Source organism: Mycobacterium sp., from assembly GCF_965230835.1.
GTDB lineage: Bacteria > Actinomycetota > Actinomycetes > Mycobacteriales > Mycobacteriaceae > Mycobacterium.
In genome coordinates this window covers 3274242-3298091 of the sequence record NZ_CBDDLW010000002.1, presented here as the reverse complement: position 1 = coordinate 3298091, position 23850 = coordinate 3274242, and the positions used below count along the sequence as shown (strand labels likewise).

Below are 23850 nucleotides of genomic sequence, written 5' to 3'. Positions count from 1 at the left end.
TCGGCACCCGCACCGCCCCAAAGAAAACGCTCTGAACAGCGATTATGCCGTGCCCCCAGTCGGACTCGAACCGACACTTGACGGATTTTAAGTCCGCTGCCTCTGCCAATTGGGCTATGGGGGCCCGGCGGCGAATGTAGCGCGCGGGTGCCGGCACCGGGACGTCGCGTCCCCCCACGACGGTAGCGTGCGCGGCCGCCTGACAACGCGTAGCATCCGCGCGCCAGGCGACCGCGAAGCAGAGCTGCCGCCGGAGCGAGATCACACCTCCATGTCTGACGGCAACGAATTGTTAACGCGACCGGCGCCAGTGTTAAGAAGCAGTAAACGACAGGCAGCTGACGCTTTTCGATAGGGACTCTGCATCGGCCGATGGCTAGATTTACGCCAACACACAGGCGGCCGTACGCCAACACACAGGATTTGATCTGCCGTTGGAGCATCGGCAAGTTTCACACACGAGGAGCGATGGATGTCCTTCCTGAACGCAGTGCCCGAAGAGCTGACAGCCGCGGCTACACAACTCGAGACGATCGGGTCTTCGCTGACGGCTCAGAACGCTGCTGCCGCGGCTCCGACGACAGCCTTGGCCCCAGCGGCCCTGGACGAGGTATCGGCACTTCAGGCGTCTCTATTCACCGCGTACGGCACGCTCTACCAGCAGGTCAGCGCCGAAGCTCAGGCTATGCACGAAATGATGGTGAGCACGCTGGGGATCAGCGCCGGCTCCTACGGCGCAACCGAGTCGCTCAACTCGGCCGCAGCGGCTTCGCCGTTCTCTGAACTCACGTCCGGCCTGGCGAACCTCATCGGAGGCGCGGGCGACGCGATTCCGGACCCGTTTTCGGGCAATATCGGCAACCTCATCAACATCGGAGCTGGGAACTGGGCCTCCGCCACGTCGACCCTGCTCGGTCTTGCAGGCGGCGGTCTCCTTCCGGCCGAAGAAGCCGCTGAGGGCGCAGCCAATATCGGGGCGGAGGCCGGTCTGGCTGAATTGGGAGCCTTGGGGGCAACCGAAGCCGCCCTTGGCGCGGCCCCAGTCGCTGCCGGCTTGGCGCGGGCAACCTCGATCGGCGCATTGTCGGTACCGCCGTCGTGGGCCGCACCTGCCACCCTGGTGTCGAGCACCAGCACACTGCCAGGCGCCGGCTGGACCGCCGCTGCGCCACAAGCCGCACCCGGCGGGTTCATGGGTGTGCCGGGGATGGGCTCGGCCGCCCGCAACAGCGCTGGGTTCGGTGCGCCGCGCTACGGCGTGAAACCCATTGTCATGCCTAAAGCAGTAAGCGTTTAAGAACCTGCAGCCAGCGTGGTCGCCCACGATCAGAAAACTACTCGACCAGCCAAGTCGTAACGGCCCAGCGAACTTCGAGCCGCATTCAGTCACAAGGAACGGGATACAAAGAAATGGACTTCGGAGCTATACCCCCTGAGATCAACTCCGCGCGTATGTACGGCGGCGCAGGTGCGGCACCGATGATGGCCGCCGCTACCGCGTGGAGCAGCCTGGCCGTCGAGCTGAGCACCACAGCGGCCTCCTACGAGTCAGTGATCACCCGCCTAACCACCGAGTCGTGGATGGGCCCGGCGTCGATGTCGATGGTCGCCGCCGCACAACCCTATTTGGCCTGGCTGACCTATACAGCCGGGGCCGCAGAGCACGCCGGCGCCCAGGCGCTGGCATCTGCAGCCGCCTTCGAGGCGGCGTTTGCCATGACGGTGCCGCCGCCGGTCGTCGCAGCCAACCGGGCTCTGCTCGCAGCGCTGGTGGCGACCAACGTCCTGGGTCAAAATACGCCGGCGATCATGGCCACCGAGGCGGACTACATCGAAATGTGGGGCCAGGACGCGATGGCCATGTATGGCTACGCCGCCGCTGCCGGCGCCGCAGGGACGCTAAACCCGTTGACCCCGCCAACGCAGACCACCAACCCGGCCGGCATCGCTGGCCAGGCGGCCGCGGTCAGCCAAGCCGCCGCGTCCAGCAGCGTGCAGCAGGTGGGACTGGGCAACCTGATCACCGGCCTACCCAACTCGATCGCCGCACTCGCCTCCCCGATCACCTCGGCTGTCGAAGCGACGGGACTGCCCGCAATCCTGCAGGCCATCGAAGACTTCCTCGGGATTCCGTTCGTGGCCAACATCGTCAACGGCGCGGTCAATACCGCGGCGTGGTACACAACAGCCACTATCCCCACCGCGATATTCCTCGCGGACGCTCTCGGTAGCGGCGCGCCGATCGCGGCCGCCGAGGGCGGTATCGCGGCGGCCGAGGGGGCGGCCGCCGCGGCCGCCGGGCTGGCAGACGCGGTCGCTCCGGTTGGCGTCGGCGCGACGCTGGGCGAGGCAGCCTTGGTGGGCAACCTGTCGGTGCCCGCGAGCTGGTCGACAGCCAGCCCGGCTGTCCTTACGGGCACCTCGGTGGCAGAAGGCAGCGGATGGACCGCGGCTGCCGAAGAAGCCGCGCCAATGACCGGGGTAGCCGGCATGCCGGGGATGGCCGCGGCCGCCAAGGGCGCCGGCGCGTATGCCGGGCCGCGGTACGGGTTCAAGCCCATTGTCATGCCGAAGCAGGTGGTTATCTGACTCCAAAAAAGCAAAATAGGACATGTCACTCGCTTGACGCCAGCAATTAACCCACAGGTCGCAATCTGTCCGCTATTCCGCCAGCGCCGGCCTGATAGAACTGCTAGAACTGCTAGAACTTTTACGACAGCAAAACTCGACATAAGGAGATAGGCAACATGCCAGCACGCTTCATGACCGACCCGCACGCCATGCGGGATATGGCAGGCCGGTTTGAGATGCACGCTCAGGTGGTCGAAGACGAGGCTCGCAAGATGTGGGCATCGTCGCAGAACATCGCTGGTGCGGGCTGGAGCGGTATGGCCTCGGCGACCTCGCTGGACACCATGGGCGAGATGAACACGGCATTCCGCAACATCGTCAACATGCTGCACGGGGTGCGCGACGGTATGCACCGTGACGCCAATCACTACGAGCAGCAAGAGCAGTCTTCGCAGCAAATCCTTAGCAGCTAATTTTCGGCGCGGCGAAGACCGTAGCCGTATACCGCTTTGATGAGTGAAGGAGAACAGATTCGATGACCATTAATTACCAGTTCGGCGACGTGGATGCCCACGGCGCCTTGATCCGTGCGCAGGCCGCCTCCCTGGAGGCCGAGCACCAGGCCATTGTTCGTGATGTGCTGGCTGCTGGGGACTTCTGGGGTGGGGCCGGTTCGGTGGCGTGCCAGGAGTTCATCACGCAGTTGGGTCGCAACTTCCAGATGATCTACCAGCAGGCCAACGCCCACGGCGCCAAAGTGCAGTCCGCTGGTAACAACATGGCCAGCACCGACAGCGCCGTCGGCTCCAGCTGGGCCTAACGCGACAGCTTCACGCAACGTGGCCGCACACCAATTGGTGTGCGGCCACGTTGTCTTCGAGCAGGCGCCAAGCCTTGCGAGTTGGTGAGCCGGTGACCTAGAGAACTACCCCTCGGATCGGCCCAGCTCTCGCAGGTCAACGGCTGTCTACCACAGTACTAGCAGGTGGCCTAAAGGACGGCTGCGAATCTCAATCAGATTTGAGAATTCTATGAGGTTCATGACAACCGCATGTGTGGCCGAAAGAATGGTAGGACCATGACAGCAATGTCGGGATACGTGCGCAGCCAGCGTCCGCGGCAAGCCATCCTTGGGCAGCTGCCCCGGATAAACCGCAACGACGGTTCACCGATCCGGGTGCTGTTGGTCGACGACGAACCAGCGCTGACCAATCTGGTCAAGATGGCGTTGCACTACGAGGGCTGGGACGTCGAAATCGCCCATAACGGGCGAGAAGCCATATCAAAGTTCGACACGGTCGGCCCAGACGTGCTCGTCCTCGACATCATGCTTCCCGACGTCGACGGTCTACAGATTCTGCAGCGGGTTCGCGAATCAGATACCTACACCCCCACGCTGTTCCTCACCGCCCGCGATTCAGTAATGGATCGAGTCACCGGTCTCACGGCTGGCGCCGACGACTACATGACAAAGCCGTTCAGCCTTGAGGAGCTGGTCGCCCGGCTGCGCGGGTTGCTGCGCCGCTCGAGCCATCTGGCGCCACCCGCCGATGAGGCTCTAAAAGTCGGGGATCTCAAACTCGATGCCGCCAGCCGGGAAGTCGTCCGAGACGGTACACCTATCTCACTCTCTTCGACTGAATTCGAACTGCTTCGCTTCCTGATGCGCAATCCGCGCCGAGCATTGAGCCGCACCGAGATCCTCGACCGAGTCTGGAACTATGACTTCGCCGGACGTACCAGCATCGTCGACCTGTACATCTCCTACCTGAGGAAAAAGATCGACTCCGACAGAGAGCCGATGATCCACACCGTGCGCGGGATTGGATACATGCTGCGACCGCCGGGATGACCAGAGAGCGAAGCACCCTGGCTAGACGAATTCCGTGGTGGCGACCCCGGTCGTTGCGCCAACAGTTGCTATTGGGCGTTCTCGGTGTCGTGACCGTCGTCCTGGTGACCGTCGGTACCGTCTCCGTGCTCAGCCTGCGGGGCTACGTCGCCGCGATGAACGACGCGGAGCTGGCTGAATCACTGCGTGCGTTGGACCACTCGTACACCAAATACCGCAACGCGACGCAGGACTTACGGCACCCGATGACCAAGCCGGTTTCCCAAGCGCTGCTGGAATTCACCGGACAAACACCCGGAAACCTCATCGCCGTACTTCGCGACGGCACGGTGATCGGCTCAGCCGTCTTTTCCGAAGACGAGCCTCGACCCGCTCCGCCCGACGTTATCCGCGCTATCGAAGCGCAGGAGTGGAACGACAGTCCGCCACGGGCCGAAACCCTCGGCAGCCTGGGACCGTATCGAGTTGACAGCCAAACGAACGGATCCGACCGTCTGATCGTCGGAGTGTCGCTAAGTCTGGCCAACCAGATTATCGCCCGCAAGAACGTCACCACCACGTCACTTGTCGCAGCCGCTCTGATGGTCACCGCGGCACTGACGGTGTGGGTAGTTGGCTACGCCCTTCGCCCGCTCCGGCGGGTCGCCGCAACCGCCGCCGAGGTCGCCGCAATGTCACTGGCAGGCGATGAGCACCAGATCAGCGCACGTGTGCGACCGGAGGATACCGACCCTGACAACGAAGTCGGCATTGTCGGGCACACACTGAACCGCCTGCTGGACAACGTCGACAGCGCACTGGCGTATCGCGTCGAGTCCGATCTGCGGATGCGCCAATTCATCACCGACGCCAGCCACGAACTGCGTACCCCTCTCGCGGCCATCCAAGGCTACGCCGAGCTCACTCGTCAGGACAGCTCAGACCTGCCGCCGACCACCGAATACGCGTTGGCCCGCATCGAGTCCGAAGCACAGCGAATGGCGTCGTTGGTCGACGAGTTGCTGCTGCTCTCACGCCTCGGCGAAGGCCAGGATCTGCAATCCGAAGATCTGGATCTCACCGACTTGGTAATCAACGCGGTAAACGACGCGGCAGTCGCAGCACCAACCCATCACTGGGTCAAAGATCTGCCCGAGGGACCGGTGTGGGTCAATGGTGACCACGCTCGGCTGCATCAACTCGTCAGCAACCTGCTCACCAACGCCTGGGTGCATACTCCGCCCGACGTCACGGTCACCACGGGCATCACCTGCCACCCCAGCGAGCACAGCGGTGGATATGTCGAGCTGACGGTTGCCAACGACGGACCCGAAATTGACGAAGACATCCTGCCCCGCCTGTTCGAACGGTTCGTCCGTGCCCACAAAGTCCAATCTGATAGCCCCGGCCACGGATTGGGCTTGGCCATAGTGAACTCGATCGTCAAGGCGCACAACGGCTCGGTCGCTGCAGAGTCTGCGCACGGGCGCACCACATTTCGGGTGCGACTGCCGATGATCGAACGCTCACCAGCTGATGCCTGAGGCAGACGGGCACCGTTAGGCCCCCGCCCGAGGCGGTGTTCGTGAATCTCAACCCGCCCGCCTAAACAGGAAAAGACGTGGGCTCGGAATACTGCCCGACACCGGGGAGCATGTTTGCCGGGCCCCAATTCGCCGGACAGAAGCGCCGAAGATGATGTCGCCAAACCGTTTGCGCTGGAAGAGTCCGCGACCCCCGGAATGGTCAATCAGGACTTCTATGAACCCCTTACATGTTGATCGCCGTGTAACTACAGTACGTAATGCGCCGGCGACAATCGGCACCTGCTCCGATGATGTGCACTTCCTCATTCCGCGGCGCCGGCAGTGAGGCGTCACACCGATGCAGCCCGGGAGATCCGGAGAGCGTCGGTGGCGAAACGAGGGGGGGACGGACACGTGACTGACAGCAACCACCTGTCTACCCGGGCCGATGAGCCTACATCTGTCAACGTCGCAACCGCGGCCGCAGCTCCGCAGACGTCATGCGACACGGAGGCGGCAAGCGCCGAGGCGGACCCCCCTCGGATCGCCGAACCGGATCCAGATCCTGAGCCGGGCGCCGACGAAGGACACCACGAACCCGAGGCCAACCTCGACGAGTCTTGCGCCGAAGACACCGCCGACGAAGCCGACCGACTCAACACGCCCGAATCCCCTGCCCGCCGAAGACGTTGGGTGCGTTCGGTAAGTGTTGCGGCCGCACTAGTGGTGGTCCTGGCGTCGGTGGGTGCGGCTGTTTTCTTCGGGTGGCAGTACCAGCGCCAGCGCGCTGTCAACGCATCGGGACAAGCCGCGCTTGACGTGGCGCGAAGCTACGCGGTCACGTTAACCAGCATTGACCCCGGCAAAATCGACCAGAATTTCGCCGCTGTGATCGACGGTGCAACCGGGGAGTTCCGCGATATGTACCTCAAATCCTCCGCACACCTGCGCCAGCTGCTGATCGACAACAAAGCCGCTGCAAACGGCGTGGTGATCGACTCGGGCGTCAAGTCGCAAACCAAAAACAGGGTCGAGGTTCTGCTCTTCGTCGATCAATCGGTCACCAATGCGGCCAATCCAGAGCCGCGGTTGGACCGCAGCCGAATTGTCATGACGATGGAAAACGTCAACGGGAAGTGGCTGGCCGCCAAGGTAGATCTACCGTGACGGCAACGCCGTGTTTTCGCGAGATAGCGCGTGAACAGTTGCTGGTGAACAAGGCCCGATGACGACACAGGACCAACACACGTCCACGGATCATCCGCCAGATGGCATTGAGGCCATTCAGGAGTGGACAGCCGGCTATATACGGCGCCATCCAGCGGCGTCGCTCGCCACCGTGGGCGAGCAGTTTGTCCTGGCCATACGCACCATCGAGTTCTTCTTCCTCGACTTGTTCACTGGCCGCTTCCAATGGGCTGAGTTCGTGCGACAAGGTTCCTTTATGGCCAGCACCGCCGTGCTACCAACGGTCCTGGTGGCATTGCCGATCGGGGTGACGCTGTCGATCCAGTTCGCGCTGCTGGCCGGGCAAGTGGGAGCCGCCTCCCTGGCTGGAGCGGGAAGTGGCCTGGCCGTCGTCCGGCAGGCCGCGTCGCTAGTTGCCGCCATACTAATGGCTTCGGTCGTTGGCTCCGCCATCACCGCTGACCTCGGCTCCCGCACTATGCGCGAAGAAACCGACGCCATGGAGGTCATGGGCGTCTCGGTGATCCGGCGTCTCGTGGTCCCACGTTTCGCGGCATCGATCATGATCGGGGTAGCGCTCACCGGCGTGACCTGTTTCGTCGGCTTCCTAGCCAGCTACTTGTTCAACGTGTACTTCCAGGACGGCGCACCCGGCAGCTTCATCTCGACCTTCTCCTCGTTCGCCACCCCGGCGGACCTCATTGTCGCGCTGTTCAAGGCGGTGATATTCGGCGTCATCGTGGCTGTCGTGGCGTGCCAAAAAGGCTTGTCTACCAAGGGCGGACCCATCGGCGTCGCGAACTCCGTCAACGCCGCAGTCGTCGAATCGATCTTGGTGCTGATGGTCGTCAACGTCGTGATCAGCCAACTGGATACGATGCTGTTCCCCAGGACGGGGCTGTGACGTGATCCCGGCGCCCTACACCGCGACCGTTTTCCGGCCGTTTGTCCGTGTATACGGTAGGGCTTCGAGGCCAATCACCCGAATCGGTCACATGCTGGTGTTCTTCGTGCGAGCACTCGCATCGGTGCCTGTCGTGTTGCGCTACTACCGCAAGGAGTTTGTGCGGCTGCTGTCGGATATCGCATGGGGCAACGGCTCGCTCGTGGTTGGCGGCGGGACCGCCGGAGTGGTCTTGGTGCTGGGCCTTAGCGCCGGCGCAATCGTGGCCATCGAAGGCTACAACTTCCTCAACCTGCTCGGGCTCGGCCCAGCCACCGGCTTCATCTCCTCTCTGGTCAATACTCGCGAGTTGGCCCCGCTCATGGCCTCGTTGGCGTTCGCGACGCAGGCCGGCTGCCGGTTCACCGCCCAACTCGGTTCGATGCGGATCGCCGAAGAAATCGACGCCATGGACTCCCTTGCCATCCGTCCCATCCCCTTCCTCGTCACCACCCGGCTGATGGCCTCGGTGACCGCCGTCATCCCGCTCTACGTTGGATGCCTGGCGATCAGCTACCTTTCCTCGCAGCTGGTGGTAGGTCTGGTCGGCGGTGGATCGGTGGGCTCCTATCTGCACTACTTCACGCTCATGCTGGCCGGCAAAGACATCGTCTACTCGGTGATCAAGACCGTCGTTTTCGTCTGGATCTCTTCCACCGTGCAGTGCTACTACGGCTTCTACGCCGCCGGCGGCCCAGAAGGCGTGGGAGTTGCTGCCGGGCATGCGATGCGCGGTGCCATCACCGCGGTAATCATGGTCAACATGCTGCTCACCATGGCGTTCTGGGGTGTCGACGCTGGCGCAAGGTTCGGTGGGTAGCATGCCGAATTCCTTTGAGCCGGACGGACGTGGCGTTTCAGACAGGCAGCTATTCGGGTGCGGTGTCGCGGTATTGTTGGTAGCTACGCTGGTAGCGGCCACACTCTTGGCTAAGTCGACCGGACGACTCAACGCCTATGTTCGAGTCGTTGCTGACCTGACGAACATCGGTGACGGCCTGCCGCAGAAATCTGACGTCAAATACCACGGCGTCTTGGTTGGCGCGGTAGACGGCGTAGTCCCCGCATCGTATGGCAAGCCCAACTACGTGCACATCAACCTCAAAACCACATACGCCCCATCGATCCCCGATACAGTGACCGCCCGTGTTGTTCCCAGCAATGTCTTCGCGGTGTCGTCAGTGCAGCTCGTCGACCGCGGCGCCGGTAGCCCGATCCGCGACGGGGCGAACATCCCTGAAGACACCGAGCTACCGACAGTGCTGTTCCAGACGACGATCAGCAGGGTCCGTGACCTGCTCGCAGCGAGCGGACGCGGACGCGAGGATGACACCGTCGGAGTCCTGGCGGCCCTCGGAGCCGCTACCGACAGGCGCCGGGTGAAGCTGCTAACCAGCGGCGCCCAGCTCAGCCGCCTGATCGACCAACTCAATTCCGTTGTCAGCACCGACACCGGACCATCGACTATCTCTGCGTTTATCGAAGCGGCACAGGGACTTTCGTCCACCGCACCCGATCTTCTGGACGCCCTGCATCAGGCAGTGCAACCCATGCTGACTCTGGCCGAACGGCGACAAGAACTCAGCAGCCTGCTCTCCAGCGGATTGAACACCGTCGGCACCACCCGCGAGGCCTTCGACAATCACACCGACCAGCTGATCCAGATCACCACGGATCTGACGCCGGTCCTGGGCGTCTTGGCCATCAACTCCCACCATTTCGTCCCGATCTTCACTCGGCTTAACGCGCTTTCGAACAAGTTCTTCCAGGAAACCTGGATACCCGAACTAGACACCCCGAACATGCGTGTCAACCTTTCGTTGACGCCCTCATACTCTTACACCCGCGCCGATTGTCCCCGGTACGGCCAGCTGAAGGGGCCGAGCTGCTTCACCGCGCCCGAAATACCAGTGCGACCAGACCTGCCTGAGGTGCTGCTGCCCCAGAACTACCAGCCACCGAAGGATCTGGCACCGCCGCCAGGCACGGTCGTCGGTCCTGACGGCAACCTGGTGGCCGTCGGACCGCCGCTAATCAACCCCAACCCCAACCTGGCCGACCCCAATCCGCCTTTGGCACCGTGGCTTAATCCTTCACCCCCCGTACCAGGCACCGCCAACCCCGGTGACTCACCACCCGCACCCACAGCGCCAGCCTCGTTCGGCGGAAACATCGGGCCGGTGGGCAGCAAACGAGAACGCGACCAATTGAGCCTTATCGCCGGCCGGCCCGCCACCGTAGCGACACAGCTGCTCTTGGGCCCGGTTGCCCGCGGCACAAACGTCACTCTGACAAAATCGGATTCCCAAGGGGGCCCTCGTTGAGATTCCGCGGCCCGCTGCTCGGGCTCTCCCTTTTCATGGTGACCGCCACCGTATTGACCTGGCTGGTGTACGTGACATTGCGGCGGGACGTGGCGGGGCCGACGACGCCATACGCGGCGATGTTCACCGATGTGTTCGGCCTGCACGATGGGGACGACGTGCGGATGGCCGGCGTGCGCGTCGGACGAGTCGAAAAGGTGGCACTCGAAGGAAAACTGGCGAAGGTCTCTTTCGTGGTGCAACGCGACCAACAGATTTTCGGCAACACCGTCGCCTCCGTCACCTACCAAAACGTCGTAGGTCAGCGCTACCTCGGTCTGTCGCTTGGCAAGTTCGGCAACCCGAAGCCGCTCCCCGCCGGAAGCGTCATTCCGGTGGAACAGACCGACCCATCTTTTGACGTCGGAGTGCTACTCAATGGTTACGAACCGCTGTTCAGCCTGCTCGACCCGGAGCAGGCAAACAATCTCACCAAAGGTGTAATCGCATCGCTGCAGGGCGACAACGCGTCAATAACCTCCTTGATCGTCCAAACATCAAATCTTACAAAGACATTCGCTGGTCGTGACAAATCGCTCGGGGACGTGATTACAAATCTCAACGGGGTTGTGGGAAACCTGTCGGAGCAGAACGACAATCTTGGCGACGTGATTGCACAAACGCGCCAGGTGGTTTCGGACTTCGACAGCCGCCGCCCCGCGTTGGTGTCCTCGGTGGGGTCGATTGCTTCCGTAGTGCGCCGCCTCTCAGAGATCACCAACGATGTGTACCCGTCGTTCAGTGAACTCGTCACCCGTCAACCTGGTTGGACCAAGCACATGGTGGAGATCCAACCGCAGCTTGCCTTCCTCGGCGCGAACCTTCCGCTGGCGCTCAAGGGTCTCGCGCGCATGACCAATGAGGGCGCCTACGGCGACGCCTACCTGTGCGATCTAAATCCCACCGGGTTCTTCCCTGGCCTCAACGATGTCGTACCGATCATCGTCGACGCCGCGACCCCCGGCGGAACCGCCTGGCACACACCCAGATGCAGGAATGTTGCTCATGGCTGACGCATCGCGGTGGAAGCGAATCCGACGTCGTCGGCTGGAGTCCTATAGCAAGACGTGGCTTGGGTTCATCGCCATAGCGGTGGTCGCCGTCCTCATCACCGCATTGCTGTTTGTCAAATTGCTCGGCATCGGGTACACGCACTACACCGCGGAGTTCCTTCAAGCGGCGTCGCTACGGCCAGGCAACCCGATCACTGTTGCCGGCATCCCGGTAGGAACCGTGACCAGTACCAAGCTCGCCGGCGATCACGTCGAGGCCGGTTTGCGCGTCCGCAACAACGTCGTCTTAGGCAAAAACACCAAGGCCAGCATCAAGATAACGACCATTCTCGGTTCCCGTTACCTGGACCTGCGCCCCGACGGTGACGGAACTGTGCCTAACCGGACGATCGACCTGGCGCACACCGAAGTCCCCTACGATCTTCAAGCCGCCCTCGGCGACGCGACCACCACGTTCGAACAAGTTGACTTCGACGATGTGGCCCAGTCGCTGACGATCCTGAGCAACCAACTCGACGGACTGCCCGCGGTGGTTCCGCAGGCGATGGAGAACATTCAGGCACTGTCGTCGATCATCGCGACCCGGCGCGATCAGCTCGGCACCCTGCTGAAGAGCACTGCGACGGTCACCAACACGCTGCGCCGGCAGCAAGCAGGCATCGGCAATCTCATCAACCAGGGACAGCAGCTCATGGGCGAGTTCGTCGTCCGCCGCGCCACTTTCCACGCCATGATGGCCGCAGTTACCCACCTGGTAGGCACCCTGAGCAAGATCGTCGTCCACGATCGGTCGAGTCTCGACGGTTTGCTTGCGAATCTCGAAGATCTCACCAAACTGCTCGCGCAGCACGACGATCTATTCCGCAACCTGCTACAGGTCGCTCCGGTAACCATTCGAGGGCTGACCAACGCGACGGGATCCGGCAACGCCGTCGAGTTCAACATACCTGCCGGTGCAGTCATCGACTCGTGGATGTGCGCGATCAGTGGGCGAGCCAAGCAATTCAACATGATCCAGTACTTCAAGGACTGCAAATGAGACGGACCGGAAAGCTGATCACCGCGGTACTGGCACTGCTGTTCCTGACGATTGCGCTGGGCGGAACGTGGAAGTTGGTCGGCAAAAACACCAAACCCATTGAAGTCACGGCCCAATTCGACAGCGCCGCAGGCCTTTACGAAGGCAACGCGGTGGCGGTTCTTGGAATCCCGGTCGGGACAGTCACCAAGGTCACCCCTAAAGGCGGCTACGTCGAGGTCGAGTTCACAGTCGACAAGAACGTGCGGATTCCTGCTGACGCGCAGGCAGTCACGGTCTCGACATCAATCCTCACCGAACGGCACATTGAACTGAGCCCGCCGTACCGAGACGGGCCGGTCTTGGGTAACCACAGCACAATCGGCCTGACCCGGACCAAAACCCCCGTCGAGTTCGACCGGGTACTCGGTGTGCTGGACGAGTTGTCGTTGTCGCTGCGCGGCGACGGGAGTGGCAACGGCCCGATCGCCGATCTCGTAAATGCGGGCGCTGAAATCGCCGACGGCAATGGCAACAAGATAAAGACAGCTCTCGATGAACTCTCAAAGACATTGAGACTCAGCGCCGACGGCGGTGGGCAAACACGAGAACAGCTCACCACCATCGTCACCAACACCAGCTCGCTGCTCGACGCTGCCGCCCGCAACGACACCGCCTTGCGCCAGTTCAGCTCGACAATCCGCCAACTCAGCCAAGTTCTCGCCGATGAGGATTTCGGTTCTGGAACAACAGGCAAGAAGCTCAGCGAGGTGATCACACAAGCGGGTTCGCTCTTAGAAGCCAACCGGGACACCATCAAGCAAGCCATCCTGAACGGAAACGTCAGCCTTCAGTCCGTCGACGACAGCAAGCGCGAACTCAGCGAACTCTTCGATGTCCTGCCACTCATGCTGGACAATATCTACAACATTGTCGATCGGAACAACGGCGCGGTCCGCGCACACTTCCTCACCGACAAGGCGGTGTTCGACAGCCAATTCACCAAAGAGGTTTGCAACATTCTGGGTCTGCGGCAACTGGGCTGCAGCACAGGGACTCTCCAGGACTACGGCCCCGATTTCGGCCTGACGTACGTGCTAGACAGCCTCTCCGCGGTGGGGCAATAGCGATGGCGACACGGGCACTCACAGCGCTAGGGCTCGCCGCGACTGCGGTCATTGCTGCCGGTTGCTCCACGAGTGGGCTTGCCGACCTGCCTCTTCCTGCTCCCGGAGTGGGTTCGGGCGGATACAAGCTAACGGCGGTGTTCTCGAATGCGCTTAACCTTCCTGCCGATGCCAAGGTAAAGCTCGCCGGTGCCGACGTCGGGCAAGTCGACTCAATGAGCGCCCGCAACTACACCGCGGTCACCACGCTGCGGATCAAAGATGGCGTCCGATTGCCGGTGGGGACCACTGCCGAGCTGCGATCGGCGACACCACTTGGCGATGTTTTCGTCGCCGTAAAACCGCCCAACCTGCAAAATCCAGGCGCCCCCCTGCTCAAGGATGGCGACACCATCGGCCTGGACTCGACCGCGGCTGCCGCAACAGTCGAGTCGGTGCTCAGTTCGGCAGCGATCCTGATCAACGGCGGCGCCGTACGAAACCTCACCAACATCATCAACGGGTTCGGCAAGGCAACCGGCAACCAAGGCAAAGCGTTTGGCGACCTCGTGCACGAGTCGAACCGTCTGCTGGGCACGCTCAACGCACGCTCCGATCAGATCCAATCAGCACTGTCTGAAATGTCGCGGCTGGCCGATCAACTCGACGCCAAGAACCAGACCATCTCTGAAGTGATGGCTGCCGCTGCCCCCGCCACCGACACTCTTGCTGCCCAAACCAGCCAAATCGCCGACCTGGTAGGCCAAGTTGGTGACACCACCCGGCAGCTGGCTAGGTTCCCGTCTGTCGCGGGAACAGACACCAGCGGTCGCAGCATCATCATGGACGCCAACACCATCGCTCGTTCCTTCAACGACGTTGCGACAAACCCCGATACCAATCTGGCCGCGCTCAACAGACTCCTCCCGCCGGTCATCAAGGCCACACCGAGTTCGTCGATATCGGTAAGAGTTTCGGTGGACAAGCTAGTCTTGGGCTCAATTCCCGATATCGGATTCAAGGGCGATCCAGGGCTGCACGGACCCAAACGCTACGACTGGCACAAACTCGTCGGCTCCCTGAAATACACGCTATGGCGCTTGCAGGAACGCGTTGTCGGTCGGGGGCCCGGCCGGTGATCGAGTCAATCGCCAGGAACGTGGTGGGAGTCGTGCGCGCCGCGCGCCGACGGCGAGCTTGGTTGTCAGGGCTCGCCTTGATCTTCACCCTTGTCGCGGCAACTACTTATCTGCTCACCGGTGCCTTGCGCGTGAATCCGCTGGCGTCGACCTACCGCGTCAAAATCCAGCTGCCCGAATCCGGTGGGCTGCTGCCTGATCAGGATGTGGCGGTGCGCGGGGTTCCGGTCGGTAGGGTCGAATCGCTCGACATAACTCCCGACGGCGTCGACGCCATCGTCCGGATCAAATCGACGATCAAGATCCCGGCATCGAGTGCGGTGCGGGTGTCCGCACTTTCACCGGCCGGTGAACAGTACGTCGATTTCGCGTCGAACGCCGATTCCGGTCCCTACTTGTCGGACGGCAGCGTTATCGCGCGGGGACGGGCTAAAACTCCCGTCCCACTGGCACGGCTTCTCGGCGATGTGGACGGGGTGTCGGCACAGATGGATCCAAGAAAGCTCGCACTCATCAAGAAAGAACTGGGCATAAGCAAACACGGGCCCCAGAAACTTGCCGACATCGTCGACGGCGGCATCTTCCTGCTCTCCGCCCTGGACTCGGTGCTGCCCGAAACGATCAGCATGATCAAGACCAGCCGTACTGTGTTGACACTCGCCGCCGACAAGAACGCCGGGTTGGCCGCGACGTCGCGCAACCTCAACCATGTCATGACCGGCATTGCCGCAATGGACAACGGTTATCGAAAGCTGCTCGACACCGCCCCTGGCACTCTGGTAGCCGCCGACAATCTCTTCGCCGACAACTCGGACACGATGGTGCAGCTGCTCGGGAATCTAGCCACCGTTGCGCGCCTGTCCTATGTGCGGGTCCCGGCCTTGAACGCTCTCTTCCCCGACTACCGCGGCTCGATGATCGAAGCTATCGGCAGCACTTTGCATGATCACGGATTGTGGGCGACCGCCGACATCTACCCTCGTTACACCTGCGACTACGGCACCCCCCGGCTGCCACCGTCGTCGGCCGACTACCCCGAACCGTTCTTGTACACATACTGCCGCGACGATGACCCCGCCGTCCTCATCCGAGGCGCCAAGAACGCTCCACGTCCGGCCGGCGACGACACCGCCGGCCCACCTCCCGGCGCCAACCTTGGCCAGCGGACCGATCCAACGCCGCAAGGACAGTTCAGCATCCCCACCCCGTACGGTGGCCCGACCTTGCCCATCGAGCCACCCAGCTAACCGACACCAAACCTCAGCACAAGGAGATAACCCGTGGTCGCGCGCACCGAAGAAGGCCGGGGCCCCGGTCTGCGCCGCGCGCCCGACGACACACCAAGAAAACACCCATGGACCCGCTGCGCGGCCTACGTACTGGCATTGACGATATTTGTTTCTGCACTGGGTGTTTCCAGTTTCTGCGGCTGGCGGCTCTGGCAGCAGCGTGAGGTTGCCAGAGCGGGCCAGGAAGCGCGGGCGACAGCCGTCCAGTACGCGCAAACGCTGACTAGCGTCGACTCTGACAATGTCGACCAGAAGTTCGCCGAAGTCCTCGACGGTGCCGCTGGGGAGTTCAGAGACAAGTACACCCGGGCCAGTGTGCGGCTGCGCCAGCTACTGATCGACAACAACGCCGACACCCGCGGCACAGTGGTGGACTCAGCAATCGAATCGCAGTCCAGAAACGAGGTCATCGTCCTGCTGATGATCAACCAGACAGTCACCGCTGCCGACGTGCGCCCGGATCCGCATGTGGACCGCAGCCGAATGAAGATCACCATGAACAAAGTTGATGATCACTGGCGCGCAAGCAAAGTCGAATTGCGTTAGGAGGACAGCCATGTGGGCGACCCGGATAGCGTTTGGTGCCGCGGGTCTCGTCTCGGTGCTGCTCACTGCGCCGAACGCAGCCGCGTCAGCTCAGTCGTTCTGCGCCAATTTGAGCGGCAGTTGGGATGGCCAGTACTGCCGGACCACGGTGCGGTCCCCGCGCGATGCGGTTCGCGATATCAAGGTCGCGGTGCCAAATGACCTGATCGACAACCCGACAACCGGCGCGGTGGTCCAGGACTACCTCCGCACACTATTCAATGCGTGGAGAACCAAGGGCCAAAACATGGTCCAGGACAGCTTTGGTGAAGAGAATTACCAGGTTTTTCGACACGGAAATACTCTCACCGCGGTGTTCCACGAGGACTACCATGCCGATGGCCCACAGCCCAATAACGCCTACCACACGTTCACCTTCGACATGGCTCGCGGCGCTCGACTACAGCTGTCCGATCTGACAAAGCCCGGGCTCGATCCCCACACAGCCATCGCACCGTTGGCCCAACCGTTCGTTGAAGAGGCTCTCGACCGGGCAGAGCCAGCACACCAACCCCGAACCTATCCGTTCACAATCGACAGATGGGGGCCGGCAGATCCCTACTCAGGCGGCTACAAAGCATGGGCACTGGCTCCTGGTGAGCTTATCCTTTACATGCCGGACCGCCCGGTCGCCTATGACAATCCGATCAACTACGATCCGCTGATCATGAAGTGGTCGATGGATGGCGGCGCGGTCGAAGCGCACATCCCCCTCAGCGCACTCGTTCCGGTGCTGCGCCCGGAGTACAGCTAGACCACGTCCGCGATCGACAACACAATGCCATCCAGGATGTCGTGCTCGCTGACGGTCAGCTCGCGGATACCGGCGCGGGTGTCCAACTCCCGCGCCAACTCCGCGACCACGATCGCGCCCCCACCGATCACGTCGGCCCGACCCTGGTGCATCGGTCCCAGCGCGAGCCGCTCTTGTCGCGTCATGCCGATCAGCCGATCGCACAAGGCAATCAGCTCACCGCTGGATATCCGCGAAAGGTGAATGGCCGCAGCGTCATACGCCGTCATATTGTGGGCCAACGCGGACATCGTGGTCATTGTTCCGGCCAACCCGACCCAGGTCCGGGCCGCTCCAACAGGCACTACCCGCAGTGCGGCTTCGAGCCGCTCACGAACAACCTCGCGGGCTGCGGCTATTTCTTCCGGTGTGGGTGGGTCAGAGTGCAGCCAACGTTCGGTCAGCCGGACACAGCCGATATCGGCCGAGTAGCTCGCCGCCACCCTTTGCGCTGTCGCGTCACCGAGCACGATTTCGGTGGAGCCACCTCCTAAGTCGACAACAACGAACGGTGCTCGGTCGCAATCTAATTCACCAACTGCGCCACGGTAAGACAGCTCTGCCTCCTCGACGCCGGTGATCACTTCTGCGATCGCGCCGGGAATTACCGAGCCAAGCACACTGGCCGTCATCGCAAAGAAGACGCCCCGATTGTCAACGTCGCGGGCCGCCGAGGTTGCAACCATCCGCACCCGCTCGACGCGATGAACCCTCAGCAGATCGGCATAGTCGACCAGTGCCGCCCGCGCCCGCGCCATAGCCTCGGGCGCGAACTGGCCTGTTGCGTCGACTCCTTGCCCCAGTCGGACAATTCGCGTTTCCCGATGCACATCGCGCAGCTGCTCACCGACCACGTCGGCAATCAACAACCGCATCGAGTTGGTGCCGCAGTCGATGGCAGCCACCCGGTTCTTAGACGCCGCCACGCCACTGCCCCGTCACCAATGTCCCGGATTCCTCCAGGTCTAGTCCCGGCTCGACGACCAATCGTGCCAATGCCTCGTCTCCGAACGGGTTGAGGCCAGGGCCCTTAGCCAGCGAATGCGCGATCACCACGTGCAGACATTTGACACGATCAGGCATTCCGCCAGCCGACGTTGCCGTATGCAGCGGCTCGATTGCGTCGCGTTCGGCCAGATATGACTCGTGTGCCCGCCGATATGCGCCAGCCAGGTCAGGATCGAGCTTTAGCCGCTCGGTCATCTCGCGCATAATTCCGGTGGTCTCCAGCCTGCTGGCCGCTGAGGTGAGCAACGGGTGCGTCAGGTAGTACAACGTCGGAAACGGTGTTCCATCAGGAAGCCTGGGCGCGGTCTTCACTACCCCTGGTTCTCCGTTAGGGCAACGGTAGGCGATCTCGAGGACACCGCGCGGCTGACGACCAATCTGCCGCGCCACGGTTTCCAGGTCCGCACGATCAGCCACCGGGCGCGGGGGCATTCGATGAGGCGGGAGGCACAGGTCCAGGCGGTCCGGGCTCCGGCGGCGGGCCAGCGGTTGGCGGCAGATGCGGGTCGTCGGCAACGGTATGCCACAGCGCGGTGTACCAGGGCTCGTTATTAGACGGCGCGGTCGCATCGGTCCCGGGCTTACTGGGCACCGCCGCCGTCGGAGGAAGCTGGACCTGGAACGGAATTTCTCCGGGCATCACAAAACCGAGGCGCTCGCGGGCCTGCGCCGCGATATAGGCCGGGTCAGACAACTTGGTTTTCTGCTGCTCGAGGTCGTCGATTTGTCGGCGTAATGCGGCTTCGGTGGCGGCGAGCTGAGCCATCTCGGTGCGCTGGGCGAAAAACGTCCGTACCGGCCCGGCAATCGTCAGGGTCAGCACGCATACAACCGCGGCCAGCACAGCAGCCCGCCGCGCGGTGAAGCCCAGTCGCTGGTCGGACCGCTGCTCGATCGATTTGGCGAACGACTGTTTGATGGGTTCAGTGACGTCCTCACGCGGTGCCCGCGCCGTGCTGCGGCTCGTTTGGGAGGAGGTCGGTGTGGGTTGGGACGGCTTTGCGGGCCGCGAAGGAGATTTGGTGGAGCGACGACCCCGAGCCGAGTCACCGGCTTTCCCCGGCCGCGATGCCGGGGAGCGGCGCCTCGGATCGGGCCGTTTCGCTTCGGGCATACCGATTCAGCCGCGTTTCCTGTTGATTACCAAACTATTTCAACCTATATCAACCAATTTTTGGGTCCAGACCATATCGAGGAAATGCTAAATCGCCGGCGTAGCGAGCGGCATCGCCAAGTGCCTCCTCGATCCGCAACAATTGATTGTATTTGGCGACGCGCTCGCTGCGTGCCGGCGCGCCCGTCTTGATCTGCCCGCTGCCAAGGGCCACCGCCAAGTCGGCAATGAAGGTGTCTTCGGTCTCGCCGCTGCGATGGCTGATCATCGTGCGGTATCCGCTGTGGTGAGCCAGAGCGACAGCATCAAGTGTCTCAGTCAGCGTCCCTATCTGGTTGACCTTGACGAGCAGCGCGTTCGCCACACCCCGTTCGATGCCCTCCTCGAGCCGCTCGGGATTAGTGACGAAGATGTCGTCGCCGACGATCTGCAGCCGATCGCCGATCGACGTCGTCAGGGCCGCCCAGCCGTCCCAATCGTCTTCGGATAGGGGGTCTTCAACGGAGACGAGCGGGTAGGCGCCAACTAGCTCGGCGTAGAACTCTGCCATCTGCTCGGCTGTGCGGGTCGCGCCCTCAAAGTTGTAGCCAGTACCGTCCACGTAGAACTCGGTAGCCGCCGCATCGAGCGCCAATGCAACATCGGCACCCGGCGTCAACCCGGCTGACTCGATAGCCTGGCTGATCAGATCCAGCGCCGCGGTTGTACCGGGCACATCCGGAGCGAAACCGCCCTCGTCGCCGAGGCCGGTGGATAGTCCTTGCTTCTTCAGGACTGCCTTGAGCGCATGGTAGACCTCAGCACCCCAGCGCAACGCCTCGCCGAAACTGGGCGCGCCGATCGGCGCCACCATGAACTCTTGAACGTCGACGGCAGTGTCAGCGTGGGCGCCGCCGTTAAGGATATTCATCATCGGTACCGGCAAGATGTGCGCGTTAGGGCCGCCGAGATAGCGGAAGAGCGGCAGCTCAGCCGAATCCGCGGCCGCCTTGCCTACGGCCAGCGAGACACCCAGAATCGCGTTGCCGCCCAGCCGGGACTTGTCGGGGGTGCCGTCGAGGTCAACCAGCGCCTGGTCGACCAATCGCTGATCGTCCGCATTGAGTCCGATGACGGCCGGGCCGATCTCGTCGAGCACTGACTCGACCGCCTTTTTCACGCCCTTGCCGCCGTAGCGATCGCCGCCGTCGCGTAGCTCGACAGCCTCGTGCTCCCCAGTCGACGCGCCGGACGGCACCGCGGCGCGGGCGAATGTTCCGTCGATCAGGGCCACCTCGACCTCGACCGTCGGGTTGCCACGGGAATCGAGGATCTCGCGTGCCCCGACCTGCTCGATAATCGGCACTGGGTTCTCCTTTGCGTTCGCCTGCCTCCGGGCCGTCCTTCAGCGTAGAGCCTGAGTCGACGATCCATCAGTGCACCCCGAGGCGATCGGCAGCTTCACCGGCACGGGACGATAGGGGCCGGCGATGCTGCACTGTCCTCACGATTACTTGCTGAAACGCGATGCCGCTTCGAGCCGACGCAGACATCGCTACCCGCGATCACGCCACACCGACAGGAACCTGCGCGAGCGCACCAAATTGGCCGAAGGCCCTGGCACACGGGACCTAAGCCTCTACCACGGCGCCGTTGGACATGATCCGATAGTCAGCAGAATGCCCTCATTTTGGGCGTGGCAGACGGAGGAACGATGATGAACGTTTCACAGCAGTCGCAGACCAGGACGCGCATATTCTCGCGCGTGATCGGCCCCTACATCGTGATTGCCTGCGCAGCTGCGGTGGCGCAAACCTCCGATATGCAGGCGCTGGTTGCCGAACTTAAGGGAAGTGCACTGTTGACATGGATCAGCGGGGTCATAGCCCTGCTGTTCGGCCTCATCGTCGTCGCAGCGCACCAGTACTGGAGCGGACCTGCGCCAATCGTTGTCTCGGCGCTGGGTTGGGTCGCCGTGTTGAAGGGGACGTTCCTTGTGGCCTTCCCCGCAGTCTTCGTCTCAATTGCCGACAACATGGTGAACGCACCAGCGCTGTGGGTTTCATACTGCGTTGTTTTCGGCATTGTCGGACTGTATTTGACCTACGTTGGCTGGGGCCGCGACGAGACGAGTTAGGGTCGTCTTCGTGAGGATGGTTCCCCTGTGGGGAAGTTGACACCTGCTGCCAAGAAGGGACAGTCAGCATGCCTCGAGAAGAAGACATCGCCATGGTTACCGTCGTCGACGTCGGAACAGGTCAGGCGAGCCGATCCGTCGAGGTGACCGCGCCAGCCGCCGAATTGTTCGCAATCGTCGCCGACCCACGCCGTCATCATGAGCTGGACGGCTCTGGAACGGTGGGCGACAACATCGTGGTACCGCCGAAACTGTTCGTCGGATCCCGGTTCTCGACCAAGATGCGGATGTTCGGTATCCCTTACCGAATCACCAGCACCGTCACCGCGCTCAAACCTGATGAGGTGGTCGAATGGCGGCACCCGTTTGGTCACCGCTGGCGGTGGGAGTTTAAGGCGCTATCCCCCACACTGACGCGCGTTACCGAGACTTTCGACTACCGCAACACTGGGTCGATCAAAGATCGGCTGCGCTACTACGAACGTACGGGTTTTGTTAAGAGCAACGCCGCGGGGATCGAAGCCACGCTGCGCAAACTTCGCAACCGCTACGCACGCGAGTAAGCACAGCGACTACTGGCCTTCACACAACACGGATGGCTAGGGCTATTCTTGAGCGTGATTCCCGCGTCTGAGCTGGTTGAATAACGCGTCGTCAACGGCCAGCCCGGCATAAAAATAATAGCGCCTCCTTGACCTTCGGAGAAGTATCGATGCAGTCCATTGCACTGGGAATGGCCATCATCGGCCTGGCTGCCCTGGTGACTGCCCTGGTCACCGGCGACGGGGTCATCGGCTGGGTATGTATCGGGTTGGGCATCATCGGGGGAACGCTGCTGATCGCCGACACGCTGCGCGCGCGCCGACAACACGATGGCGAATCCGCGGCCACAGCCGACGGAAGCCTCGACTTTGACGCCGATTATCCCGACGATCGACCTGCGACCGATGCACCCACCCATTCCGGTGACAAAGAGGTCCAACGGGAAATCATGCGCGAAGAAAGGGTGCTGCACCCCGATACCGGTCCCCGCGACCCTGACATCACCAAAGAAGAAGTAATCGAAGCAACCCGTCACCGCCACCGACGCTGATCGGCCCGGCATCGCTCCTCGGGCGGAGGCTGCCAAGACGTCGGCGGCCATCGCCTGGTCGCCACCCGCGGTGTTTTGTAGAACGCAGCGAATTATTCCACCAGGATCGCGGCCAAACACATACGGCGCCCGGACACGCAGCACGCGGTGGCGGGCCAGTACGTTTCAACCGTCTGGATACGTCTCGCTGCTACCTGGGGTGTCCCTCCGCGTAGGCAGTCGCCCAGTCCCGGACGGCGCGCGCATAGATCCCAGAGTTGTTGTAGGCACGCAGCGCGGAAATCCAGCCTCGCGGGGTCGAGAGGTCCTTTCCGCGCCAACACAGATAGCCCGCGGCCGAGAGCGCGGCGTCGTCGATGTTGTCCGGGCTGACGATGCCATCGTTATTCGCGTCGACCCCGTACAACCGCCATGTCTCTGGGATGAACTGCATCGGTCCCATCGCCCGGGCAAAGCCGGATTCTTCATCCGAAGCGCTGTCGATAAATCCTTCGCCACTGTCCACGATGCGAAGAGTGCCACCGGTGCCGTCGAGGCGAACACCCCTGATCGGAGGGGTCACATCTCCATTGGGCGCAATGGTCGCGCCGCGGTAGGTCCCGTGGTGGCTTTCCACCTGCCCAATGCCTGCCAACGTGGTCCAAGCGATGTGACACTTCGGGTTTTCGACTTCAGCAACTCGAGCGGCGTATGCGTAGGCTTCTAGCGCGATCACAGGAATTTCCAATGCGCCAGCACGCTCCTCCGCCCATTCACGCAACTGATCCGCGGGCCGACCGCTTGCGTAGGTATCCACCGGTGGCACGGGATCACCTGGCGGCGGCGGCACACCGTCCGGGATAAAAAGGCTCAGCTGCCAGGTACAGCTCGACGCCAACAGCATCGCGGTCGCCCCTATCACGGCGACCGCACGCAACCATCGTCTCGGCGACACAGCTTTCCCTTAAACCGGCTTCAGTCACCACAATCGTCCCATGGCGCTACGGGCGACCCCATCGCATTCGCCAGTCAACTCATACCGATATGGCCTTCGCCAGCCAACAAGGAATTAGCTGTTTCCGGAGACGGCTATCTAATTGTCCCCTGATAAGCAGCAAAACACACAATCAGCAACTCCAGTCTTCTTAGCTTTATACAACGACCCGCGCAGCCAC

The 23850-nt window shown here is 62.3% G+C and carries 25 protein-coding genes and 1 tRNA gene; 20 read left to right on the top strand and 6 right to left on the bottom strand.

Going from position 1 to position 23850, the window contains the following annotated elements; all coding sequences use genetic code 11:
* Nucleotides 1-50: 50 nt before the first annotated feature.
* Nucleotides 51-124: transfer RNA gene (locus ACO07W_RS15595), tRNA-Leu, on the bottom strand.
* A 348-nt stretch (nucleotides 125-472) separates the two neighbouring features.
* Here ACO07W_RS15595 and ACO07W_RS15590 point away from each other — a divergent pair.
* The 17 genes from ACO07W_RS15590 to ACO07W_RS15510 all read left to right on the top strand — a co-directional run bounded on the left by ACO07W_RS15590 (nucleotide 473) and on the right by ACO07W_RS15510 (nucleotide 17326).
* Nucleotides 473-1297 (top strand): PPE family protein, SVP subgroup, encoded by an 825-nt coding sequence (locus ACO07W_RS15590; protein ID WP_421844540.1) that lies wholly within the window; start codon nucleotides 473-475, stop codon nucleotides 1295-1297.
* 113 nt (nucleotides 1298-1410) lie between these two features.
* Nucleotides 1411-2589, top strand: coding sequence for a PPE family protein (locus ACO07W_RS15585; protein WP_421844538.1), 1179 nt, complete (start codon nucleotides 1411-1413; stop codon nucleotides 2587-2589).
* Nucleotides 2590-2747: 158 nt separating this feature from the next.
* Nucleotides 2748-3044, top strand: a complete 297-nt coding sequence (locus ACO07W_RS15580) for a WXG100 family type VII secretion target (RefSeq protein WP_421844536.1) — start codon at nucleotides 2748-2750, stop codon at nucleotides 3042-3044.
* A 62-nt stretch (nucleotides 3045-3106) separates the two neighbouring features.
* Nucleotides 3107-3391 carry a WXG100 family type VII secretion target gene (locus ACO07W_RS15575; RefSeq protein WP_421844534.1) on the top strand — a complete coding sequence of 95 codons (285 nt, stop codon included), beginning with the start codon at nucleotides 3107-3109 and terminating at the stop codon, nucleotides 3389-3391.
* Between the two features lie 258 nt (nucleotides 3392-3649).
* The gene (locus ACO07W_RS15570) at nucleotides 3650-4423 is read left to right on the top strand and encodes a response regulator transcription factor (RefSeq protein WP_421844532.1); all 774 of its coding nucleotides are present in this window, start codon (nucleotides 3650-3652) and stop codon (nucleotides 4421-4423) included.
* Nucleotides 4420-5946: a sensor histidine kinase gene (locus ACO07W_RS15565; protein WP_421844530.1), complete on the top strand. Its 1527-nt coding sequence runs from the start codon at nucleotides 4420-4422 to the stop codon at nucleotides 5944-5946. Before ACO07W_RS15570 ends, ACO07W_RS15565 begins: the two co-directional genes overlap by 4 nt.
* A 396-nt stretch (nucleotides 5947-6342) precedes the next feature.
* The gene (locus ACO07W_RS15560; RefSeq protein ID WP_421844528.1) at nucleotides 6343-7095 is read left to right on the top strand and encodes a hypothetical protein; all 753 of its coding nucleotides are present in this window, start codon (nucleotides 6343-6345) and stop codon (nucleotides 7093-7095) included.
* Nucleotides 7096-7153: 58 nt separating this feature from the next.
* Entirely contained in the window at nucleotides 7154-8020 is an 867-nt protein-coding gene (locus ACO07W_RS15555; RefSeq protein ID WP_421844526.1) for an MlaE family ABC transporter permease, read from the top strand.
* 91 nt (nucleotides 8021-8111) lie between these two features.
* Nucleotides 8112-8879 (top strand): ABC transporter permease, encoded by a 768-nt coding sequence (locus ACO07W_RS15550; protein ID WP_421844524.1) that lies wholly within the window; start codon nucleotides 8112-8114, stop codon nucleotides 8877-8879.
* Nucleotide 8880: 1 nt separating this feature from the next.
* Complete coding sequence (locus tag ACO07W_RS15545; protein ID WP_421844522.1) at nucleotides 8881-10383, top strand: MCE family protein; 1503 nt, start codon at nucleotides 8881-8883, stop codon at nucleotides 10381-10383.
* Nucleotides 10380-11435 (top strand): MlaD family protein, encoded by a 1056-nt coding sequence (locus ACO07W_RS15540; protein WP_421844520.1) that lies wholly within the window; start codon nucleotides 10380-10382, stop codon nucleotides 11433-11435. Before ACO07W_RS15545 ends, ACO07W_RS15540 begins: the two co-directional genes overlap by 4 nt.
* Entirely contained in the window at nucleotides 11428-12474 is a 1047-nt protein-coding gene (locus tag ACO07W_RS15535) for an MCE family protein (protein WP_421844518.1), read from the top strand. Before ACO07W_RS15540 ends, ACO07W_RS15535 begins: the two co-directional genes overlap by 8 nt.
* A complete protein-coding gene (locus tag ACO07W_RS15530) occupies nucleotides 12471-13580 on the top strand; it encodes an MCE family protein (RefSeq protein WP_421844516.1) in 1110 nt (369 codons plus the stop codon). The genes ACO07W_RS15535 and ACO07W_RS15530 overlap by 4 nt, the downstream gene beginning before the upstream one ends.
* A 2-nt stretch (nucleotides 13581-13582) precedes the next feature.
* On the top strand, nucleotides 13583-14698 hold the full coding sequence (locus tag ACO07W_RS15525; protein ID WP_421844514.1) for an MCE family protein: 1116 nt from the start codon (nucleotides 13583-13585) through the stop codon (nucleotides 14696-14698).
* The gene (locus ACO07W_RS15520) at nucleotides 14653-15945 is read left to right on the top strand and encodes an MlaD family protein (protein ID WP_421844512.1); all 1293 of its coding nucleotides are present in this window, start codon (nucleotides 14653-14655) and stop codon (nucleotides 15943-15945) included. Before ACO07W_RS15525 ends, ACO07W_RS15520 begins: the two co-directional genes overlap by 46 nt.
* Nucleotides 15946-15978: 33 nt before the next feature.
* Complete coding sequence (locus ACO07W_RS15515) at nucleotides 15979-16533, top strand: Mce protein (protein WP_421844510.1); 555 nt, start codon at nucleotides 15979-15981, stop codon at nucleotides 16531-16533.
* A 10-nt stretch (nucleotides 16534-16543) separates the two neighbouring features.
* The gene (locus ACO07W_RS15510; protein WP_421844508.1) at nucleotides 16544-17326 is read left to right on the top strand and encodes a mannan-binding lectin; all 783 of its coding nucleotides are present in this window, start codon (nucleotides 16544-16546) and stop codon (nucleotides 17324-17326) included.
* Here ACO07W_RS15510 and ACO07W_RS15505 read toward each other — a convergent pair.
* Genes ACO07W_RS15505 through eno form a run of 4 tightly spaced genes read right to left on the bottom strand, consistent with a single transcriptional unit; the run spans nucleotide 17323 to nucleotide 20832 of the window.
* Entirely contained in the window at nucleotides 17323-18240 is a 918-nt protein-coding gene (locus tag ACO07W_RS15505; protein ID WP_421846034.1) for an exopolyphosphatase, read from the bottom strand. The two genes, ACO07W_RS15510 and ACO07W_RS15505, sit on opposite strands and share 4 nt — an antisense overlap.
* A 37-nt stretch (nucleotides 18241-18277) precedes the next feature.
* A complete protein-coding gene (locus ACO07W_RS15500) occupies nucleotides 18278-18790 on the bottom strand; it encodes a DUF501 domain-containing protein (RefSeq protein WP_421844506.1) in 513 nt (170 codons plus the stop codon).
* Nucleotides 18783-19487 carry an FtsB family cell division protein gene (locus tag ACO07W_RS15495; RefSeq protein ID WP_421844504.1) on the bottom strand — a complete coding sequence of 235 codons (705 nt, stop codon included), beginning with the start codon at nucleotides 19485-19487 and terminating at the stop codon, nucleotides 18783-18785. The genes ACO07W_RS15500 and ACO07W_RS15495 overlap by 8 nt, the downstream gene beginning before the upstream one ends.
* A 49-nt stretch (nucleotides 19488-19536) precedes the next feature.
* Nucleotides 19537-20832: a phosphopyruvate hydratase gene (gene eno, locus ACO07W_RS15490; RefSeq protein WP_421844502.1), complete on the bottom strand. Its 1296-nt coding sequence runs from the start codon at nucleotides 20830-20832 to the stop codon at nucleotides 19537-19539.
* 351 nt (nucleotides 20833-21183) lie between these two features.
* Here eno and ACO07W_RS15485 point away from each other — a divergent pair, with 351 nt between their 5' ends.
* From ACO07W_RS15485 to ACO07W_RS15475, 3 genes are all read left to right on the top strand, one after another.
* Nucleotides 21184-21603: a hypothetical protein gene (locus ACO07W_RS15485; RefSeq protein ID WP_421844500.1), complete on the top strand. Its 420-nt coding sequence runs from the start codon at nucleotides 21184-21186 to the stop codon at nucleotides 21601-21603.
* A 68-nt stretch (nucleotides 21604-21671) separates the two neighbouring features.
* Complete coding sequence (locus tag ACO07W_RS15480) at nucleotides 21672-22166, top strand: SRPBCC family protein (protein WP_421844498.1); 495 nt, start codon at nucleotides 21672-21674, stop codon at nucleotides 22164-22166.
* Between the two features lie 149 nt (nucleotides 22167-22315).
* On the top strand, nucleotides 22316-22696 hold the full coding sequence (locus tag ACO07W_RS15475; protein ID WP_421844496.1) for a DUF308 domain-containing protein: 381 nt from the start codon (nucleotides 22316-22318) through the stop codon (nucleotides 22694-22696).
* Between the two features lie 190 nt (nucleotides 22697-22886).
* Here the strand turns inward: ACO07W_RS15475 and ACO07W_RS15470 are convergent, their stop codons facing one another.
* Nucleotides 22887-23630 carry a lytic transglycosylase domain-containing protein gene (locus tag ACO07W_RS15470; protein WP_421844494.1) on the bottom strand — a complete coding sequence of 248 codons (744 nt, stop codon included), beginning with the start codon at nucleotides 23628-23630 and terminating at the stop codon, nucleotides 22887-22889.
* Between the last annotated feature and the right edge of the window lie 220 nt (nucleotides 23631-23850).

Bases quoted from the DNA above. Each gene is read 5' to 3' on its own strand.
- ACO07W_RS15535 (WP_421844518.1), top strand. From the start codon at position 11,428: ATGGCTGACGCATCGCGGTGGAAGCGAATCCGACGTCGTCGGCTGGAG.
- ACO07W_RS15590 (WP_421844540.1), top strand. From the start codon at position 473: ATGTCCTTCCTGAACGCAGTGCCCGAAGAGCTGACAGCCGCGGCTACA.
- ACO07W_RS15510 (WP_421844508.1), top strand. From the start codon at position 16,544: ATGTGGGCGACCCGGATAGCGTTTGGTGCCGCGGGTCTCGTCTCGGTG.
- ACO07W_RS15550 (WP_421844524.1), top strand. From the start codon at position 8,112: ATGCTGGTGTTCTTCGTGCGAGCACTCGCATCGGTGCCTGTCGTGTTG.
- ACO07W_RS15480 (WP_421844498.1), top strand. From the start codon at position 21,672: ATGCCTCGAGAAGAAGACATCGCCATGGTTACCGTCGTCGACGTCGGA.
- ACO07W_RS15585 (WP_421844538.1), top strand. From the start codon at position 1,411: ATGGACTTCGGAGCTATACCCCCTGAGATCAACTCCGCGCGTATGTAC.
- ACO07W_RS15505 (WP_421846034.1), bottom strand. From the start codon at position 18,240: ATGCGGTTGTTGATTGCCGACGTGGTCGGTGAGCAGCTGCGCGATGTG.
- ACO07W_RS15520 (WP_421844512.1), top strand. From the start codon at position 14,653: ATGGCGCTTGCAGGAACGCGTTGTCGGTCGGGGGCCCGGCCGGTGATC.
- ACO07W_RS15545 (WP_421844522.1), top strand. From the start codon at position 8,881: ATGCCGAATTCCTTTGAGCCGGACGGACGTGGCGTTTCAGACAGGCAG.
- ACO07W_RS15475 (WP_421844496.1), top strand. From the start codon at position 22,316: ATGCAGTCCATTGCACTGGGAATGGCCATCATCGGCCTGGCTGCCCTG.
- ACO07W_RS15580 (WP_421844536.1), top strand. From the start codon at position 2,748: ATGCCAGCACGCTTCATGACCGACCCGCACGCCATGCGGGATATGGCA.
- ACO07W_RS15565 (WP_421844530.1), top strand. From the start codon at position 4,420: ATGACCAGAGAGCGAAGCACCCTGGCTAGACGAATTCCGTGGTGGCGA.
- ACO07W_RS15495 (WP_421844504.1), bottom strand. From the start codon at position 19,487: ATGCCCGAAGCGAAACGGCCCGATCCGAGGCGCCGCTCCCCGGCATCG.
- ACO07W_RS15530 (WP_421844516.1), top strand. From the start codon at position 12,471: ATGAGACGGACCGGAAAGCTGATCACCGCGGTACTGGCACTGCTGTTC.
- ACO07W_RS15570 (WP_421844532.1), top strand. From the start codon at position 3,650: ATGACAGCAATGTCGGGATACGTGCGCAGCCAGCGTCCGCGGCAAGCC.
- ACO07W_RS15485 (WP_421844500.1), top strand. From the start codon at position 21,184: ATGAACGTTTCACAGCAGTCGCAGACCAGGACGCGCATATTCTCGCGC.
- ACO07W_RS15555 (WP_421844526.1), top strand. From the start codon at position 7,154: ATGACGACACAGGACCAACACACGTCCACGGATCATCCGCCAGATGGC.
- ACO07W_RS15575 (WP_421844534.1), top strand. From the start codon at position 3,107: ATGACCATTAATTACCAGTTCGGCGACGTGGATGCCCACGGCGCCTTG.
- ACO07W_RS15525 (WP_421844514.1), top strand. From the start codon at position 13,583: ATGGCGACACGGGCACTCACAGCGCTAGGGCTCGCCGCGACTGCGGTC.